The 17,231-nt window shown below is 27.4% G+C and carries 21 protein-coding genes; 4 read left to right on the top strand and 17 right to left on the bottom strand.

Annotated elements, in window-relative coordinates:
• Positions 1-20: 20 nt before the first annotated feature.
• Complete coding sequence (locus tag N5A56_RS05770; protein WP_265724632.1) at positions 21-692, bottom strand: TrmH family RNA methyltransferase; 672 nt, start codon at positions 690-692, stop codon at positions 21-23.
• A gap of 72 nt (positions 693-764) precedes the next feature.
• Between N5A56_RS05770 and N5A56_RS05765 the strand changes: the two genes are divergently transcribed.
• Entirely contained in the window at positions 765-1,451 is a 687-nt protein-coding gene (locus N5A56_RS05765) for an SIR2 family NAD-dependent protein deacylase (RefSeq protein WP_265724631.1), read from the top strand.
• Positions 1,452-1,488: 37 nt separating this feature from the next.
• Here the strand turns inward: N5A56_RS05765 and N5A56_RS05760 are convergent, their stop codons facing one another.
• The 11 genes from N5A56_RS05760 to rpsF all read right to left on the bottom strand — a co-directional run bounded on the left by N5A56_RS05760 (position 1,489) and on the right by rpsF (position 7,589).
• Positions 1,489-1,719, bottom strand: a complete 231-nt coding sequence (locus tag N5A56_RS05760) for a hypothetical protein (RefSeq protein ID WP_265724630.1) — start codon at positions 1,717-1,719, stop codon at positions 1,489-1,491.
• 118 nt (positions 1,720-1,837) lie between these two features.
• Positions 1,838-1,987, bottom strand: a complete 150-nt coding sequence (locus N5A56_RS05755; protein WP_265724629.1) for a hypothetical protein — start codon at positions 1,985-1,987, stop codon at positions 1,838-1,840.
• 109 nt (positions 1,988-2,096) lie between these two features.
• Positions 2,097-2,801, bottom strand: a complete 705-nt coding sequence (locus tag N5A56_RS05750; protein ID WP_265724628.1) for a LytR/AlgR family response regulator transcription factor — start codon at positions 2,799-2,801, stop codon at positions 2,097-2,099.
• 6 nt (positions 2,802-2,807) lie between these two features.
• Positions 2,808-3,131 carry an Hpt domain-containing protein gene (locus N5A56_RS05745; RefSeq protein WP_265724627.1) on the bottom strand — a complete coding sequence of 108 codons (324 nt, stop codon included), beginning with the start codon at positions 3,129-3,131 and terminating at the stop codon, positions 2,808-2,810.
• A gap of 2 nt (positions 3,132-3,133) precedes the next feature.
• Complete coding sequence (locus N5A56_RS05740; RefSeq protein ID WP_265724626.1) at positions 3,134-4,180, bottom strand: sensor histidine kinase; 1,047 nt, start codon at positions 4,178-4,180, stop codon at positions 3,134-3,136.
• A gap of 3 nt (positions 4,181-4,183) precedes the next feature.
• Positions 4,184-5,317 (bottom strand): FIST signal transduction protein, encoded by a 1,134-nt coding sequence (locus N5A56_RS05735; protein ID WP_265724625.1) that lies wholly within the window; start codon positions 5,315-5,317, stop codon positions 4,184-4,186.
• A 61-nt stretch (positions 5,318-5,378) separates the two neighbouring features.
• On the bottom strand, positions 5,379-5,792 hold the full coding sequence (locus tag N5A56_RS05730; RefSeq protein WP_265724624.1) for a response regulator: 414 nt from the start codon (positions 5,790-5,792) through the stop codon (positions 5,379-5,381).
• A gap of 160 nt (positions 5,793-5,952) precedes the next feature.
• Positions 5,953-6,420 (bottom strand): DUF6495 family protein, encoded by a 468-nt coding sequence (locus N5A56_RS05725; protein ID WP_265724623.1) that lies wholly within the window; start codon positions 6,418-6,420, stop codon positions 5,953-5,955.
• A 65-nt stretch (positions 6,421-6,485) separates the two neighbouring features.
• Positions 6,486-6,932, bottom strand: coding sequence for a 50S ribosomal protein L9 (gene rplI, locus N5A56_RS05720; protein ID WP_265724622.1), 447 nt, complete (start codon positions 6,930-6,932; stop codon positions 6,486-6,488).
• A gap of 15 nt (positions 6,933-6,947) precedes the next feature.
• Positions 6,948-7,244, bottom strand: a complete 297-nt coding sequence (gene rpsR / locus N5A56_RS05715) for a 30S ribosomal protein S18 (RefSeq protein ID WP_091893627.1) — start codon at positions 7,242-7,244, stop codon at positions 6,948-6,950.
• Between the two features lie 3 nt (positions 7,245-7,247).
• A complete protein-coding gene (gene rpsF / locus N5A56_RS05710) occupies positions 7,248-7,589 on the bottom strand; it encodes a 30S ribosomal protein S6 (protein WP_265724621.1) in 342 nt (113 codons plus the stop codon).
• Between the two features lie 125 nt (positions 7,590-7,714).
• Between rpsF and N5A56_RS05705 the strand changes: the two genes are divergently transcribed.
• Positions 7,715-8,614: a sterol desaturase family protein gene (locus tag N5A56_RS05705; RefSeq protein WP_265724620.1), complete on the top strand. Its 900-nt coding sequence runs from the start codon at positions 7,715-7,717 to the stop codon at positions 8,612-8,614.
• A 29-nt stretch (positions 8,615-8,643) separates the two neighbouring features.
• Here N5A56_RS05705 and N5A56_RS05700 read toward each other — a convergent pair whose 3' ends face one another.
• From N5A56_RS05700 to priA, 5 genes are all read right to left on the bottom strand, one after another.
• The gene (locus N5A56_RS05700) at positions 8,644-9,753 is read right to left on the bottom strand and encodes a hypothetical protein (RefSeq protein WP_265724619.1); all 1,110 of its coding nucleotides are present in this window, start codon (positions 9,751-9,753) and stop codon (positions 8,644-8,646) included.
• A 58-nt stretch (positions 9,754-9,811) separates the two neighbouring features.
• Positions 9,812-10,642 carry a hypothetical protein gene (locus N5A56_RS05695; protein WP_265724618.1) on the bottom strand — a complete coding sequence of 277 codons (831 nt, stop codon included), beginning with the start codon at positions 10,640-10,642 and terminating at the stop codon, positions 9,812-9,814.
• Entirely contained in the window at positions 10,629-11,189 is a 561-nt protein-coding gene (locus N5A56_RS05690) for an RNA polymerase sigma factor (RefSeq protein WP_265724617.1), read from the bottom strand. Before N5A56_RS05690 ends, N5A56_RS05695 begins: the two co-directional genes overlap by 14 nt.
• Before the next feature lie 134 nt (positions 11,190-11,323).
• Positions 11,324-12,787 (bottom strand): malate dehydrogenase (quinone), encoded by a 1,464-nt coding sequence (gene mqo / locus N5A56_RS05685; protein ID WP_265724616.1) that lies wholly within the window; start codon positions 12,785-12,787, stop codon positions 11,324-11,326.
• Positions 12,788-12,893: 106 nt separating this feature from the next.
• Positions 12,894-15,335: a replication restart helicase PriA gene (priA, locus tag N5A56_RS05680; protein ID WP_476445308.1), complete on the bottom strand. Its 2,442-nt coding sequence runs from the start codon at positions 15,333-15,335 to the stop codon at positions 12,894-12,896.
• A gap of 98 nt (positions 15,336-15,433) precedes the next feature.
• Between priA and N5A56_RS05675 the strand changes: the two genes are divergently transcribed.
• Both N5A56_RS05675 and N5A56_RS05670 read left to right on the top strand, forming a co-directional pair.
• Positions 15,434-16,312 carry an alpha/beta hydrolase gene (locus N5A56_RS05675; protein WP_265724615.1) on the top strand — a complete coding sequence of 293 codons (879 nt, stop codon included), beginning with the start codon at positions 15,434-15,436 and terminating at the stop codon, positions 16,310-16,312.
• A 2-nt stretch (positions 16,313-16,314) separates the two neighbouring features.
• Complete coding sequence (locus N5A56_RS05670; RefSeq protein ID WP_265724614.1) at positions 16,315-17,208, top strand: alpha/beta fold hydrolase; 894 nt, start codon at positions 16,315-16,317, stop codon at positions 17,206-17,208.
• Positions 17,209-17,231 lie beyond the last annotated feature (23 nt).

The following is a 17,231-nucleotide window of genomic DNA, read 5'->3' as shown; positions in this document are numbered from 1 at the left end:
TTTAAAATTATTTTTTAAAATTACTCAATATTCTTGTAAAAATGGGCTTCAATTTTATCAACTTTTTTGATGGTTTTCTTAACCCAATCAAAATACAAAACTTCCTTTTCTTCTTCAGACAATTCCCAATCAATATCAGAATTACGCAATTTTGTGGTAATATCTTGTAAAATAATTGCTGCTGCCACAGAAATATTTAAACTCTCTGTAAATCCAACCATTGGTATTTTTAAAAATCCGTCTGCATTTTCTTTTACATAATCAGAAACACCATCTGCTTCTACTCCAAAAACAAATGCTGATTTTTTGCTGATATCAAAATCTTGTAATAAACAAGAATCGTTATGTGGTGTAGTTGCAATAATTTGATATCCTTTAGCTCTTAAATTATCTAAACAAACTTTAGTATTATCTCCATCAGATTTATAACGTTTAGAGGTTATCCATTTCTGTGAACCTTTTGTTACATATTTAGAAACTCTGTTAACATATTTATTTTCGATAACATGTATATCTTGTACTCCAAAAATATCGCAAGTTCTTACAACTGCACTTGCATTATGTGGTTGATAAATATCTTCTAAAACAACACTAAAATGGCGTGTTCTTTCTGCTAATACTTTCTTAAAAAGCGATTTTCTATTCTCTGTTAAATAACCTTCAAAATATTCTAATAGTTTTTCATCAATCATATTTACAAACTTAAAATAATTACTTTAGTCTTAGCTAAGGATTTTATCAAATTTACTTAAACCATTATAAATATGAAGAAAATTGTTGTTTTAACTGGTGCAGGAATTTCTGCTGAAAGTGGTATACAAACTTTTAGAGATGCAGATGGATTATGGGAAGGTTATAATATAATGGAAGTTGCTTCACCAGAAGGTTTTGCTGCAAACCCAGAATTAGTTTTAGATTTTTATAATAAACGTAGAAAGCAATTATTAGATGTAAAACCTAATAAAGCACATTATAACTTAAAGGAATTAGAAAAACATTTTGATGTAGAAATTATAACACAAAATGTAGACGATTTACATGAAAGATCGGGTAGCTCAAAAATTACGCATTTACATGGAGAGCTTTTAAAAGTAAGAAGTACTTTTGATGAATCGATTGTTATAAATTGGAAAAAAGATTTGTTCTTAGGAGATTTATGCTCTAAAAAAAGCCAATTAAGACCTCATATTGTTTGGTTCGGAGAAATGGTCCCTTTATTAGACAAGGCAATTGAAATTACAAAAAAAGCAGATATTTTAGTTATTATTGGTACATCTATGCAAGTTTATCCTGCAGCAAGTTTAATCGATTTTGTAAAAGAGAATACACCAATTTATTTTATCGACCCAAAACCATCTGTTTCTGAAAATGAATTTAAAAACCTTAAGATTATTAAAGAAATTGCTAGTAAAGGTATGTGCAAACTAAAAGAACTACTTGAAAACAAATAGTTCTTTTAATTAATTATAATATAAAAGATATGATTATTTACACTGCTTCTGTTTGGGAAATATCATCATAAATTTCTTTACAACCATTACCAATTATAAAAACATCTTTACTATTTTTTGTTCCTTTTTTTATAATCTCTTTTAAAGCTATAAGTCCAGACTTATCTATTAATTTTGTTTCATTAATATCTAAAACAATTTTTTCTTTTTTTAACTTTCTTTCTAAAGTAACTAAGAAATAATTTAACGGTAGGTTTACTAATAACACCTTGTAAAGAGTAAGTACTCTTGTTTTTAATAATTTTGAGGGACATAATGTATATATTTAATTGATTAGTATTCTATAATTGATAAAAAAACAATAACCTTTACATATAAACATTAAATTAATCTAATAAGTTCAATATAAAAATTTCTGTTTGTTTACTAGCTTCATTTTTTGCCTCTTGGATTTTTTCATTACTTAAATCTCCATAAGAATTAATATTTAAGGCTGTTACTACAACTGATATTACTACTATAAAAAAGTCTCTCATGATATTTATATTATATCATAAAGTTAGTTTTTAATGTCTTAAATAAAACTAAATTTCGTTTTACATCGATAATTCATCGACGAATGTTAAATATATTTCGATAATTAAATTAGAGTAAGTCTAATCGTTTCATTAATTCTGGCCTATTAGAGCGACTAACAGGTACAACGTCTTTTTTAATTAAAACACTATTATCTTCAATATCTATAATCTTCTTTACATTAATTATGTATGAACGATGTACTTTTAAAAATAAAGAACTAGGTAATTTTTCTTCAATCTTTTTTAAAGTTGAATGAACTATATAATTACTGTCTTCTGTTTTAATATTTATATAATCTCCTTTTGCTTCTATTAAATAAATACTTGGTAAGTCTATTTTTATTAACCTCCTATCAATATTAACATAAAAATCATTTTTAATTTCTGTAGATTCTTTAGTGTTAAGTTGAGCTTGAATCATGTGACGCTTTTCTGCTTTTTTAACGGCTTTTTCAAAACGAGGTAATTCTACAGGTTTAAGCAAATAGTCTACGATAAAATCATATTCAAAAGCTTCAATAGCAAACTTAGGGTCTGAAGTAGTAAAAATAATTTTAGGAGGGTCTTTTAGTGTTTTTATAAAATCTAATCCACTAAAGTTTGGCATGTGTATGTCTAGAAAAATTAAATCAATTTGATTTTCATTTAAAAATTTAATTGCTTGTATAGCATTAGAAAATTCTTCTACGAGATTTAACGATTTAATTTGACTGCATAGAGTTTTAATAATAACTCTTGCCATTTTTTCATCATCGATAATAATACAATTCATGGGGGTCTAAATAGTTTTCATATATTCTGAAATAGCTATTAGAGTTTTATCAAATTCTCTTTGTTCACTTTGATTAAATACGTGTTCTCGAAGATTATGTTCAAACTTATTAGCCTTATTATAACTCTTTTCAAGTCCTAAAATACTAAATTTATGTTTAATTCTATGAACATTTTCTTCTATTTTTTTAAAATCTTTTGATTTTATACTATTTTCATAGTCAATTATTTCACCTGGAAATTCACTTTTTATCACATCTATTAAGGTTTTTCTAATAGATTCATCACCTCTTGCTAATTGTTCTATATAGTTCAAATTTGGTTGCTCCATAATTATTTTTTTATTGTAAAATAAAAAATTGTTTCTTTATTTGGTACAGAATCTAACCAAATTTCACCTTTATATGCTTCAACAATTTTTTTAACTATAGATAATCCTATTCCAGTAGATTTATAATCGTTTTCTAATTTTTGAAATGCAATAAATATTTTTTCAAAAAACTGATTTTCAATTCCTTTTCCATTATCTTTTATAGAAAACTCCCAGAAATTTGTTTTATCAGTAAAATTTATTTCTATTAATCCATTTTCTTTTTTATCATTAAACTTTATTGCATTATGTATTAAATGATAAAATAATAACTCTAACCTTCGTTGATCACCTTCTACAATAGGTAGTTTATTAAGGATAGATATTTTTACATCTTCAGGGTTATCAATTGTAACTATTAAATCTTCTAGTAATGTATTTAAATTTACATTATAAAGTTTATTTTCTCCTTTACCAATAGTTGAATATTCTAAAATTCCTTGAATTAGAGTATCCATTTTTTCAACATTTTCTCTGATTAAATTTACAATTTCTTTCCCTCCGTCTCCAAGAGCTTCAGAATAATCTTCTTTAATCCAGGTAGTTAATGCATCTATACTTTGTAATGGCGATTTTAAATCATGAGATACCATTTGTGCATAATCATTAAGTTCTTGATTTTGTCGTTCTAAATTGGTAACTAATTTATCTTTAACTTTATTAATCTCTACAATTTCTTTAGTTTGGTTGCCTATAAAATCAACTAACTTTAATGAGTCAAAATCTTCTAAAGTTTTATCAGCATCTAAACCATAAATTTTTAATCTATCTATAACACTTTTAAGCTTATCAATAATTTCTTTTTGTGATTCTGACTCTTTTCTTAACTGCCTATTCGAATCAAAAAGTTCTTCAGAACTAATAGAAGCTGCTCTTTGCAACATCCCAAATTGCTCATCTGAAGTGTCATAAGATCTATTTACAGCATCTAAAAAAACTTCCAAATCTTTATTAGATTGCAAGTCTTTAGGTAAATATTTTCTTAATTGTCTTCTTAATAAAGAGTTCATGCTCTATTCGCTAATTAAAGTAATAGCCATCGTTTGATTATGCAATTGACAATTCATTTCTCCGTCAAAAGGTGCAATTTCTCCGTAGGAATAAAATCCGCAAATTGTAGTTCCTTCTCCAACAACTTCCATAACTTCTTCTATTTCCTCTTCTACTCTTTGATCTAAAACTAATTTACGTCCAATACAGCTTACAAGAATTGCCAATTCTGGTTTTTTATCCCTTAAATCTAGGGCTTGAATTGCTCCAACTTCTGCTGCATTTACTATACTATCTACATTAGTCATCATTAACTGCACTTTAGATTCTTTTAATATATCTCCAGCTAAAATCATTGAATTTTCTTCTTCATCAATGTTTAGAATTGTTCTAACAATAGATTTACGTTCATCAGATGATTTTACTTTTAAAGGATATAATAAAGCTGCAGATGGTAATTCATTAGATTTTTCTCCTAAGTACCTTTTATATAAATCTAATGCAGGTTTTCCGTCTAACTCGTATAAAATATTATTTTCAGATTTTGTTACTACTCTTTCTGGTCCAAAAGGAGTCCATCCGCCATTAGTTCCAAAAGTTACTTCTAAAGTTTCTCCATATAGTCCAATTGCAACTAATTCTCCTTCTTTTGGGTTTTCATTGTAGGAAGAAACTGTTTTTTCAAACCTTGCAGCATCACCACATAAAGCTCCTGTAATAACTAGATTATCTTCAGTAGCAGCATTCATTCCTTTAGTTAACTGACTGCCATTAATAAAACTACCTTCACTAAGGACAAAAACATACTTTAATCCTTCTATTGGTAACTGTTCTATTATTTTTTTCCCGGTTTCATAACTGTTTACATCAGTATTTAAAACATTTGCTGTTTTAATTATAAAATTACTTTTTTCGAATTCTACAGCAGTAATAGTTATACTTTCATCGTCTACAGATTCAGATGTTATATCACCTGAAGTAGAACCAAAAACAAAATGTCCATCATTAAATAGATCTTTAACTTCTTGATATATACTTTTATCCTCTAGCATATATCTGTTTCCAAATACTAATACTAATGGATTATTTAATTCTATTTTTTCTGTTAAATATTCAAATTTTCCGTTTCCTATTTTCTTAAGCTGTACTGTTTTCATCTTTTTTTATTTTTGGGGGTTGAAAATAAATTAAGTATTAATAACTATTTATATTAACATATTACATTTTTATAAGTTCATTTACACTCCAATATGCTAATACAGATTCAATTTTCTTTACATAATCTTCATATTTTAAAGGCTTTAAAACGTAACCAGACATACCAGTTCTATAACATTCTAACAAATCTTTTTGATTACTAGAAGTAGTTAAAATAATAGTTGGAATATGCTTTAAATCTTCATTTGCCTTAATAATTTTTAGAAATTCAATTCCGCTAATCTTGGGCATATTTAAATCTAATAAAATAATATCTGGCATGTTAGCTTTATCCTCTAAAATTTGAAGAGCTTCTTCTCCATTCTTTGCTTCTTGAAGGGTATGATTTAATTTTAATAATGAAATTGTTCTTTTCATTTTCATTATCTCAATTAAATTATCTTCAACTAATATGATTTTTAAGAATTTATCCATTAACTTTTTACTTTACACAGTTTATTTTGAATACAAATTAAGCTTAAAGATTAAGATAAAATATTAAAGAATGGTAAATAGGTGTTTATCTAAAGTTAAAATGCTTAAATGTATCGACGAACTGTAGTTTTAACCGTTTAACGATTATTTTAAAAAAACATTAGTTAATTAACTCTTTGAAATACTCAAAAATTTCTCCCTTAGAAATAGAACTTCCTTTTTCGATTAAATCAAAAATTTCTAAATTACGTTCTGATATATAAGATTTTGAGCCTTTAAATATATCTACAGAATTATCCATAGGGTTTTGCATTAGCCATTCAAATCCATCCTGTTCTAAAAGGTTTATGTCCCAATTAACCTTAATAGCTATCCTATGTATTTCATTTTCCTCGCATTTAAACAAGTTTACACTTGTTTTAGAAAAATGTTCTATATAATTAGTTTTTGTTAAAACATCATCCCAAACCACGTCTGAAAAAACATTCATTTCATCTTCTGCTATTTTTGGTTTTTCTTTCTTAATTTGGTTCCATTCATTTACATCTATACTTTGCGTAGCTAAAAACCGAGCAAAATCTTCATGTAAGCTTTCAAATTGTTCTTTAGTAAGTTGTCTATATTTCATAAAAATGTAAAAATAAAAAAGCTCGTTATTTCTAACGAGCTTTTTATAAATTATTTAAAGTAAAACTATTCAGCTACTACTTCAAAAGTAATATCAGCAACTACTGCTCTGTGTAATCTTACAGATGCGTCGTATTTACCTAATCTTTTTACAGAACCACCAACAACTTTAATAAATTTCTTGTCTAATTCTGTACCTGCTTTTGCAAGTGCTGCAGCTAAATCGATGTTATTTACAGAACCAAATAATTTGTCTCCTGAACCAACTTTAGATGCAATTTTAATTTCATATCCTTTAATTGTTTCTGCTAAAGCATTAGCATCTTCAATTAATTTAGCCTCTTTAAAAGCTCTTTGTTTTAAATTCTCTGCTAAAACTTTCTTTGCAGATGAAGTAGCTAAAGATGCTTTCCCTGTAGGTATTAAAAAATTTCTTCCATATCCGTTTTTAACGTCTACGATATCATCTTTAAATCCTAAATTTTCTACGTCTTGTCTTAATATCAATTCCATGTCTCTACCTCTTTATTATTTTAACATATCTCCAACGTAAGGCATTAACGCTAAATGACGCGCTCTTTTAATTGCTTGCGCAACTTTACGTTGATATTTTAATGAAGTTCCTGTTAAACGTCTTGGTAAAATCTTACCTTGTTCGTTTACTAAATACATTAAGAAGTCTGCATCTTTATAATCGATATACTTAATATCTTTCTTTTTAAATCTACAGTACTTTGCTTCTTTCTTAGTATCTATATCTAATGGCGTTAAATATCTAACGTCAGCAGATTTACCACCTTTTGCTTGTTGTTCTATTGATGCCATTTCTTATTTTTTTGTAGATTTAACACGTTCAGTTCTAACTTTTGCCCAAGCAGCAGCATGTTTGTCTAATCTAACAGAAAGGTAACGCATAACGCTATCATCTCTTCTAAATTCTAGTTCAAACGCTGTAATTTCTTCTCCAGCAACTTTGTACTCTAATAAGTGATAAAAACCACTTTTTTTCTTTTGAATTGGATACGCTAATTTCTTTAAGCCCCAATCTTCTTTTGAGATCATTTCAGCTCCTTTAGAAACTAAATAATCTTCGAACTTTTGTACTGTCTCCTTTATCTGAGTATCAGATAAAACGGGATTCAAAATGAAAACAGTTTCGTAATGATTCATAAATTAAATATTTATTGTTTATTTTTAAGGCTGCAAATATACATACTTTTTTACATTTACGCGTAATTTTAATAACAAAATATAATCTTCTAAATAGATGATTAAAAATAACATAATATACTGATATGCATATACCTGAAATACCTAATTTAATTCATTATGCAATTCCATTTTTTGTATTAACTGTAGTACTTGAAGTTATTTTAACTGTAAAAGTAAAATTAGACGAGTATGAATTTAAAGATGCTGGTACATCTATAACTATGGGATTAGGTAATGTTGCTATTGGTTTATTTACAAAGGGCATTATATTAAGTGTTTTTTATTTCATCTATAATTTTTACCATTTATTTGAAATCTCGTTTACTTGGTGGGCTTGGGTTTTAATTCTTTTTGCCGAAGATTTAGCTTATTACTGGAATCATAGAATAGCTCATGAGAGCAGATTGTTTTGGGCAAGTCATGTTGTGCATCACTCATCACAAAAGTATAATTTAAGTACAGCTTTAAGGCAAACTTGGACGGGTAGCTTTTATACTTTTATTTTTTGGACTCCATTAATTTTAATTGGTTTTCATCCAATTATGGTTTTGGTACAAATGTCTATAAGTTTAATTTATCAATATTGGATTCATACAGAACTAATTAACAAAATGCCTAAATGGTTTGAAGCTATTTTTAATACTCCAAGTCATCATAGAGTTCACCATGCTACAAACCCTCAATATTTAGATAGAAATCATGCAGGAATTTTAATTATTTGGGATCGACTTTTTGGTACTTTTGAGCCAGAAGTAGAAAAACCCGTTTATGGTTTAGTTACAAATATTGAAACCTATAATCCTATAAAAATTGCATTTTTAGAATGGTACAATCTGTTAAAAGATGTTTTTACAACAAAAACTTCTTTCATCAATAAATTTAAATATTTAATAAAGCCTCCAGGTTGGAAACATGATGGTACTAGTATTTTATCTACAGATTTAAGAAAAGACTGGGAAGAAAAAAATAAAACCAATGTTTAAAACATTGGTTTTATTAATACTTTTATTATTTAATTAAAATCAAAACGAATTCCCATAGAAATATTTCTTGTTTCAGTGTCTTTAAATAATGGATTCAAATCATACTTAACATAAAAACTAGTATTCTTATAACCTAAATAAGAACTCAAACCATAATTAATAGTATTCATATTAAAATTATCTTTTTGTACTTCTTTAACATCTACTCCATTTAAATCTACATATTCTAAATATTGTCTTGTTCCTAATTTTACACCTACAAAACCTCCAATTCCAAAACGAACAGAATTATTAGTTCTATCTCTTACTCGTCCATCTTTATAAGTTTTGTTTTTAGAAAAATCCCATTCTAAATGCATAGGAAAATTCATTTGTACATGACGTAATCTACTTTCCGATAATACTTCATCAATTCTTGTTGCTAAAATTGTAGTATTCCCATTTTTTACATGTTGTTGATTATCTTTTAACCTAAGGTTATTCCACAGAAAAGAGAAACCATATTTAAAATACAACTTAGATGGTTTTTTATTAAAACGAGTTTTCCAAGTCCAACCTAACTCGTAAAAATGAGATTGCCAAAATTTATACTCAGAATCTTCTAAAGATGATAATTTATCATTTGTAAGCACATTATTTACACCCATAGCAAATACAAACTGGGTTGTTGTACTTCTTTGCTTCTTATTTTTATTTTTCCATCTCCTCTCTCTTCTTTCATTTCGTTCTTCCAAATCTCCCTCAGAAATATTAAGTTTAAATACTTTATTCCCTATAGAAAATGTATTATCCTCATCTTCATTAGTTATCGATTCATCAGAACTTGCAATTTTTCCATTTGTTTTATCTTGTACTAATAACTGTAGTAAACGTTCTTGCTCACCTACTAAACTTTCAATTCTGCGCGCATGATACACTGCAACTTCTTTTTTAAGGTTTTCTGCAGTTTCCTTTTTAAGCTCTCCTTTTTCAAATCGTTTATCAATATTAATAACTTTAGCTTTTAAAGAATCTTTCTGTTGTTTGGTAATTCTTTCTATTCTTTTTGATATTTTACTTACTTCTTTCTCAAATGTTTTTTCTTGAGATTGGGCAATAGTTGTACAGAACAACACTAGTATTAATAGTATTCTTTTCATTTTATTGGTTTTAAAACTTTATTATTTTTGTTTTTTTTAGAACTGATTGTAAGGCATATTAATCATTTCTACTGGCAATAACAGTTGCAATATCAGACACTCTTCTTTTTAATAATTTCATAAAGTTATTCTGAAAATCATCATCATCTATTGTACGTTCTACTTCTGCTAAAATAGTTTCTGGATTTACTTTTAAATTTGATTCTTTCAGCTGATCTTGAATCGTTTTTAAAATTGCATTTCTATCAACTTTATATTTTGCATAATAGGTTTTTACTTCTTGTGGCGAATGTGTTACCGCGTATAACAAATCGTCACTATTAATTTTAATTTTACTATTTGGGTCTTGTTTTAAGTATTTTATTTTTTTTGACTCTTCAATCTTTGGAATTCTATTTTTATTTTCTTCAACTTTAGCTATAATTGTATTCTTTTTATTCTGAATTATTGTTGTTTTATACTTCGTAATTACATTTGTTTTTTTAGAGATAAATGATTGCTCAACTTTATTAGCAATAATATTCTTATTAAAGTCTTGTTTCTTTTCTCTATTCTCAATATTCTTATTTTCAACAATAGCCTCTTCTACAGGGATTTCATTTATAAACAGTTCTATTTTTTTATCGATACTGTTTGTATCAATTGGAACTTCTACTACAATATCTTTTGGTAAAATTGTTTCTTTTTCTGAATTAAAAAATTGAATTCCAATAGAAACCAATAACAAAATACTTGCTGCCGCTCCTATATAAAAAAACCAACCTTTCTTTTTTTGCTTCGGTTGTTCATCTAATTGTACAGACAAACGCTCCCAAGCAGAAGTAGATGGTTCTAAAGTTCTTTTTGCGAACTTCTCTTTTATGTTAGTATCTAACTTATTTGTTTTCATGAATTGTTTTATTCATTTTATTATAATTTGTTTGCAATAATTTACGTGCTTTAAATAATTGCGATTTTGATGTACTTTCAGAAATGCCTAATTTCTCTGCAATTTCTGAATGTTTATAACCTTCTATGGCGAATAAATTAAACACTATTTTGTAACCTTCTGGTAATTTATCTATTAGTTTTTGAATGTCTTCTACAGATGTGTTTTCTAAACTTTCTGTAGCTGCATCGTTAAAAACATACTCTTCGTCAGATAAATCGACTAAGTTCTTTTTACGGAGATAAGAAATACAAGTATTCACCATAATTCTGCGAATCCAACCTTCAAAACTACCTTCGTGTTTAAATTTGTGTAAGTTGGTAAAAACCTTTAAAAAACCTGATAACAATAAATCTTCTGCATGATGCATATCTTTTACATATTGCCTACAAACTCCTAACATTTTAGGTGAATGTTGCTCAAACAATTGTTGTTGCGCTTCCCTATTGTTATCAATCGCTTTTTTAATAAGCGATTTTTGTTTGCTATGTAATGATATAATTTTCAAGCCTCTTAGTTCTGTTTTAACTGCCTTACAAATATATAGACTACAGAAGTTTTAAAAAGGTTGTCTATTAAATTAAAAAAAGTCTTAAATAATTAATTTAAGACTTTAAACGTGTACTTTATTTGATTAAATTTTCAATGTAGATTTACTTTTTTCAGTTCTTTATAAAACAATTCTTTAGTAACTTTTGTATTATAAAAAGGAACAATTTCTTTCAATTTTTCTTTCCCTTTTGCAGAATTTATGATTTCTGGAAACGCTTTTTCTATGACTTCTAGCATAATAGAAGTTGCTGTAGAAGCTCCAGGAGAAGCGCCCAACAAACAAGTTATACTTCCGTCTTTACTAGAAATTACTTCTGTACCAAATTGTAGTTTTCCACCTTCAAATTCATCTTTTTTAATAATTTGAACTCTTTGACCAGCTTTCATCACTTCCCAATCTTCACTTTTAGCATTTTTCATAAACTTACGTAAAGAATCCATTCGGTCTTCTTTACTCATCATAACCTGCTCAATTAAGTATTTAGTTAATGGTAAATTATGCCAAAAAGCACCAAACATAGACGGAATATTATCAAACTGAATAGACTTAAACAAATCTAAATTAGAACCTTCTTTTAAAAATTTAGGGCTAAAACCTGCAAAAGGTCCAAACATTAATTGACGTTTACCATCTATATAACGTGTATCTAAATGTGGTGTAGACATTGGCGGATCTCCCAAACCTGCTTTACTATAAACTTTAGCATTGTGTTGGTTTATAATTTCTTCGTTTTTACAAACCAACCATTCTCCACTTACTGGAAAACCACCGTAACCTTCTTTCTCGTCGATTTCTACTTTTTGTAATAACAATAAACTTCCGCCACCGGCTCCTATAAAAACATGTTCTGCTTCTAAATTATACTTTTCATCAGTTTTAAGGTTTCTAACTTCAACCGTCCAATCTAAATCTGTATCTGGATCTATATCAAAAACTTCCATATTGCAATGAACGGGCGTATCAAATTTAGTTTCTAAAATAGCAAACAACTTTTCTGTTAACGAACCATAATTCATTTCTGTTCCTCTATCTATTCTAGAAGCCGCCATTATTTCGTCTTCACTCCTATCATTTGCAATTAAAGGAAACCATTCTTCCATTTTACTAATTTCTCTAGTAAACTCAATCGAATCGAACATAAAATGTTCTTTCATTTGTTTAAATCTACCTTCTAAATAATCTGTATTTTCTTTTCCTAAAACCCAACTATGATGCTTTACAGATGCAATAAAGTCTTCAGGATTTTCTAATAAACCTTCATTGGTTAAATAAGACCAAAATTGTTTAGAGGTTTCATATTGCGTACAAATATTAATGGCTTTTTTTATAGAAACTTTCCCATTTTCTTCGGGGCAATAATTCAACTCACACAAAGCAGAATGGCCTGTTCCTGCATTATTCCAAGCAGCAGAACTTTCTTGTGCAACATTTTCTAATCGCTCTAAAATTAGAATATTCATTTCTGGTTTTAGTAGTTTGGTAATTAGCGCTAAAGTTGCACTCATAATTCCGCCACCAACACAAATTAAATCGTATTCTTTTTTAAATTTCATAAATGAATTTTATTTTGATAAATATAGTTTTTAAATAGTTCTCGATACAATTTTTCATTCTTCAAAATCACTTGAACTGACATTCAGTTTTTAACTGCTAACTGAATTAATAAGCATCAACATCAATAATAAATCGAATAGGTCTAAAATCTTTAACAGCATCAAACGTATTTCTAATTTTTGTAAGTTGATTTTTAGTATTTGCTAAACTCTGTTTTGGTGGAATTTTTATAACAATATTCTTAATATATTGGTTTCTAATTCTTGATATTGCAGGTGCAGTTGGTCCTAAAACATTTTCTCCAAAAGAATTATATAATGCTTTATAAAGCCAATTTACTCCACTATCAACCTTATTATAATCTTTATGTTTAAGCGTAATTTTTATCAACCTATAAAAAGGAGGATATTTATATTGCCAACGTTCTTGCAACTGTTCTTTATACATTTCTGCATAATTAGTTGTAGAAACTTGTTGTAATATTTGATGATAAGGATTGTAGGTTTGTATAGCTACATTACCTTGTTTTTTACTTCTACCTGCTCTACCAGAAACTTGCACCATCATATCATATGCACGTTCATGTGCTCTAAAATCAGGAAAATTAAGCATAGAATCTGCATTTAAAACCCCAACTAAAGAAACGTTTTCAAAATCTAAACCTTTAGATAACATTTGTGTACCTACTAAAACATCTATTTCTTTAGCCTCAAAAGCACCAATTATTTTCTGATAACCATGTTTGCCACGAGTAGTATCTAAATCCATTCTACCTATTTTATAATCAGGAAAAAGTGCTGTTAATTCTAACTCAATTTGCTCTGTACCAAAACCTTTGTTATCTAAAGTATTACTACCACACGCACCACAACTATTTGGCATTGCACGTTGGTAATTACAATAATGACAACGTAACTCGTATTTAAATTTATGAAAAGTTAAAGAAACATCGCAATTTGGACATTGAGGAGAAACGCCACAAGTTTTACACTCTACTACTGGTGAGAAACCACGTCTATTTTGAAACAAAATAACTTGCTCTTTTAAATCTAAAGCTTCTTGAATTAATTTTAACAAACGATCAGAAAAATGACCGTTCATTTCCTTTTTCTTATGCTTTTCTTTTACGTCAATTAATTCTATTTTTGGCAATTGTACATTTCCATGTCTTCTATTTAATGCTACAAAACCGTATTTATTTTGTTGTGCGTTAAAATACGTTTCTAAAGACGGAGTTGCAGAACCTAATAAAATTTTTGATTTATGCAATTTTGCCAATACAATTGCAGAATCTCTTGCATTGTATCTTGGCGAAGGTTCAAATTGTTTGTAAGAGGTTTCATGTTCTTCGTCTACAACAATTAAACCAAGATTAGAAAAAGGCAAAAATATAGAAGAACGAGCACCTAAAACAATTTGTGCTTTTGTTTTATTTTCTAAAACATTGTTCCATACTTCTACTCTTTCATTCATAGAATATTTAGAATGAAAAACCGAAATTTGATCTCCAAAATAAAACTGTAAACGTGTTATAATTTGTGTTGTTAAAGCTATTTCTGGCAATAAAAACAATACTTGTTTACCTTTATCTAAAACTTCTTGAATTAATTTTGTATACACTTCCGTTTTACCAGAACTTGTAATACCATGTAACAACGTAACATCTTTTTCTTTGAATGATTCTTTAATTTCTGAAAGTGCATTTTCTTGAAATTCATTAAGCACTTTTAAATCGTTGGTATCTCCTTTAAAAGTAATTCTATCTGTTTTAATATGATAAAATTCGAAGATATTTTTATCAACTAAAGATTTTAAAATACTAGAAGAAACATTTGTTTTTTCTTCTAAATCCTTAGCTTTTATAGGTTTTTTATTTGATGATAATTGAAAAAAACCTAAAACTGCTTCTCTTTGTTTTTTTGCTCTAGATAATTCTTCTAGCAATTTACCTAAAGAATCATCATTAGAATAATCTGCATGCAAACGAACATATTTTACTAGTTTAGGTTTGTATTGCTCGTAAATTTCTTCCTTTATATATATAGCCGATTTTTTAATTAACTCATTAACGATTGGCATTACTTTTTTCTTACCTAAAATAGCTACAACTTGGTGTATTGTTAATTGAGATTGATGCTGTAAAGCCTCAAAAATTAAAAACTCGTTATCTGTTAGAATAGATTCATCAGAAAAAGCATCATTCTTAAACAATATTGTTTCGCTTTCTAACAAAAAAGCAGAGGGTAAAGAAGCCCTATACACATCACCTAAAGAACACATGTAATAATTAGCAATCCATTCCCAATGTTTTAATTGACGTTCATTTACTAAAGGCATTTCGTCTAAAATTTGATGAATTTCCTTGGCCTCATATAATGTTGGTGCTGTTTTATGAACATTAAAAACTAAACCTGTATACATCTTAGTTTTACCGAAAGAAACAGCAACACGCATTCCTCTTTTTAGAAAGCTAGCTTCATCCTTTGTAACAGAATACGTAAACGTTTTCTGAATAGGAATTGGTAATATGATATCTATAAAATTAATATTATTATTATTTTAACATTTAATTTTTCAAAATTAATTAAAATATACTATCTTTATACATATAAACATATTAAGTTAATAATTAACCCCCCAAAATTATGACTGCTGCAAATTGGAAAAGTAGAGGTAAATTTTATACTATAAATAACAAGAAAATATTTGTTATTGAAGAAGGTTCATCTACAGAAACATTAGTAATCTTACACGGCTACCCTACTTCATCTTTTGACTACATTAAAGTTTTACCTGAATTAAGTAAATATTATAGAGTAATTATACACGATCATTTAGGTTTTGGTTTTTCAGACAAACCAGATTCTTATAATTATTCATTAATAGATCAAGCAGATTTTGCGCTGCAATTATGGCATAAAATGGGCTTAAAAGAAGTAACAATTCTTTCTCATGATTATGGTACATCTGTAGCAAAAGAAATTTTAGCTAGAAAAAACCATAATTTAATACCTATTAAGATTAAAAAAATATTTTTATGTAATAGTAGTATGCGACTAGAACATTTACATTTAAGAAATATGGATAAGCTTCTTAAAGATAAAAAACTAGGTAGGTATATTGCACGTTTAACAAGTTATGGATATCGTAAAATTAAAAATAAGTTAAGAAATAATAACTTAAACCCAGAGATTCATACTGAGTATGATATTAAAAAAGTTTGGGATAACTTAGAATCAGACGAAGGCAAAAAAGATATTCATTTATTAAGCGATTTTATAAATGAACGTTACACTTTTTGGCACAGATGGACGGAAGCTTTAAAAGAATCTAAAATACCCATAAAAATAGTTTGGGAAAAAAGTGATCCTGTAGCAATTAAAGAAATTGCTATTGTTCTAGCAACAGAAAAAATAAATGATAATTTAGAATGGATCGAAAATGTAAGGCATTTTTCTATTATAGATAGTCCAAAATATTGGATGACTCTTGTTTTTAAAGTTAAAAACACTAAAATTTATTAATTATGGATGTAATGACTAAAAATAATGGCTTTACTACCTCTAGTGAATGGAAACAAAAAGGAGACTTAATACAAGTTTATAATAGGAAAATTTTTACTATTGATACTGGTGGAGACCATGAAAATTGCTTAATTATACTTCATGGATTCCTTACATCTTCTTATGATTATAATAAGATACTACCAGAATTAAGCAAACATTACAGAGTAATTATACAAGATTTTATCGGTTTTGGTTTTTCTGATAAGTTAGAAAACAAATACCTTACCATTATAGATCAAACAGATTATTTACTTCAACTTTGGAAAATCCTAGATTTAAAAAATATTACAATTTTAGCTCATGATTATGGTGCTTTAGTAGCTAAAGAGCTTTTAGCAAGACAAAACTCTTATATTACCCATTTAGATATTGATAAAATAATATTTTGCAATGGTAGTATGCCGTTAGATCAATCCTACTTTTTAGACACTAATGATAATTACAAAAATGAAGTTTCTAAAAACATGGTTACAATGTTAAATTCTTTTGGCGTTTATAAAAAATCTATGAGAAAAGTATTTTATAATGAATCCTTAATAAGTGATGATGAATTAAAAGTATTATGGAAATTATTAGAACATAATAACGGAAGAGATATTATTAATTTTACTAGTAATTATATAAGAGAACGTAAAATATTTTGGAATAGATGGGTTAATGCATTAAATGAAACTCAAATTCCAGTAAAATTAATATTGAGTAAAAAAGATAATGATACTTTAGAAGAAGATAATATAGTAAAGCTAATTACTGATAAGTTAACTAATAATAAAACATTCTGGATAGAAAAATCTGGTCATTATCCAATGTTAGAATCTCCAAAAAGATTAATTGAATGTATACTAAGTAACTAATTGTTTTTATTAATTTGGTATTA

The organism is Polaribacter ponticola (assembly GCF_026191475.2).
GTDB classification, from domain to species: Bacteria; Bacteroidota; Bacteroidia; order Flavobacteriales; family Flavobacteriaceae; genus Polaribacter; species Polaribacter ponticola.
The sequence above is the reverse complement of the archived record's forward strand: the minus strand, read 5'-3'. Positions and strand labels throughout refer to the sequence as shown.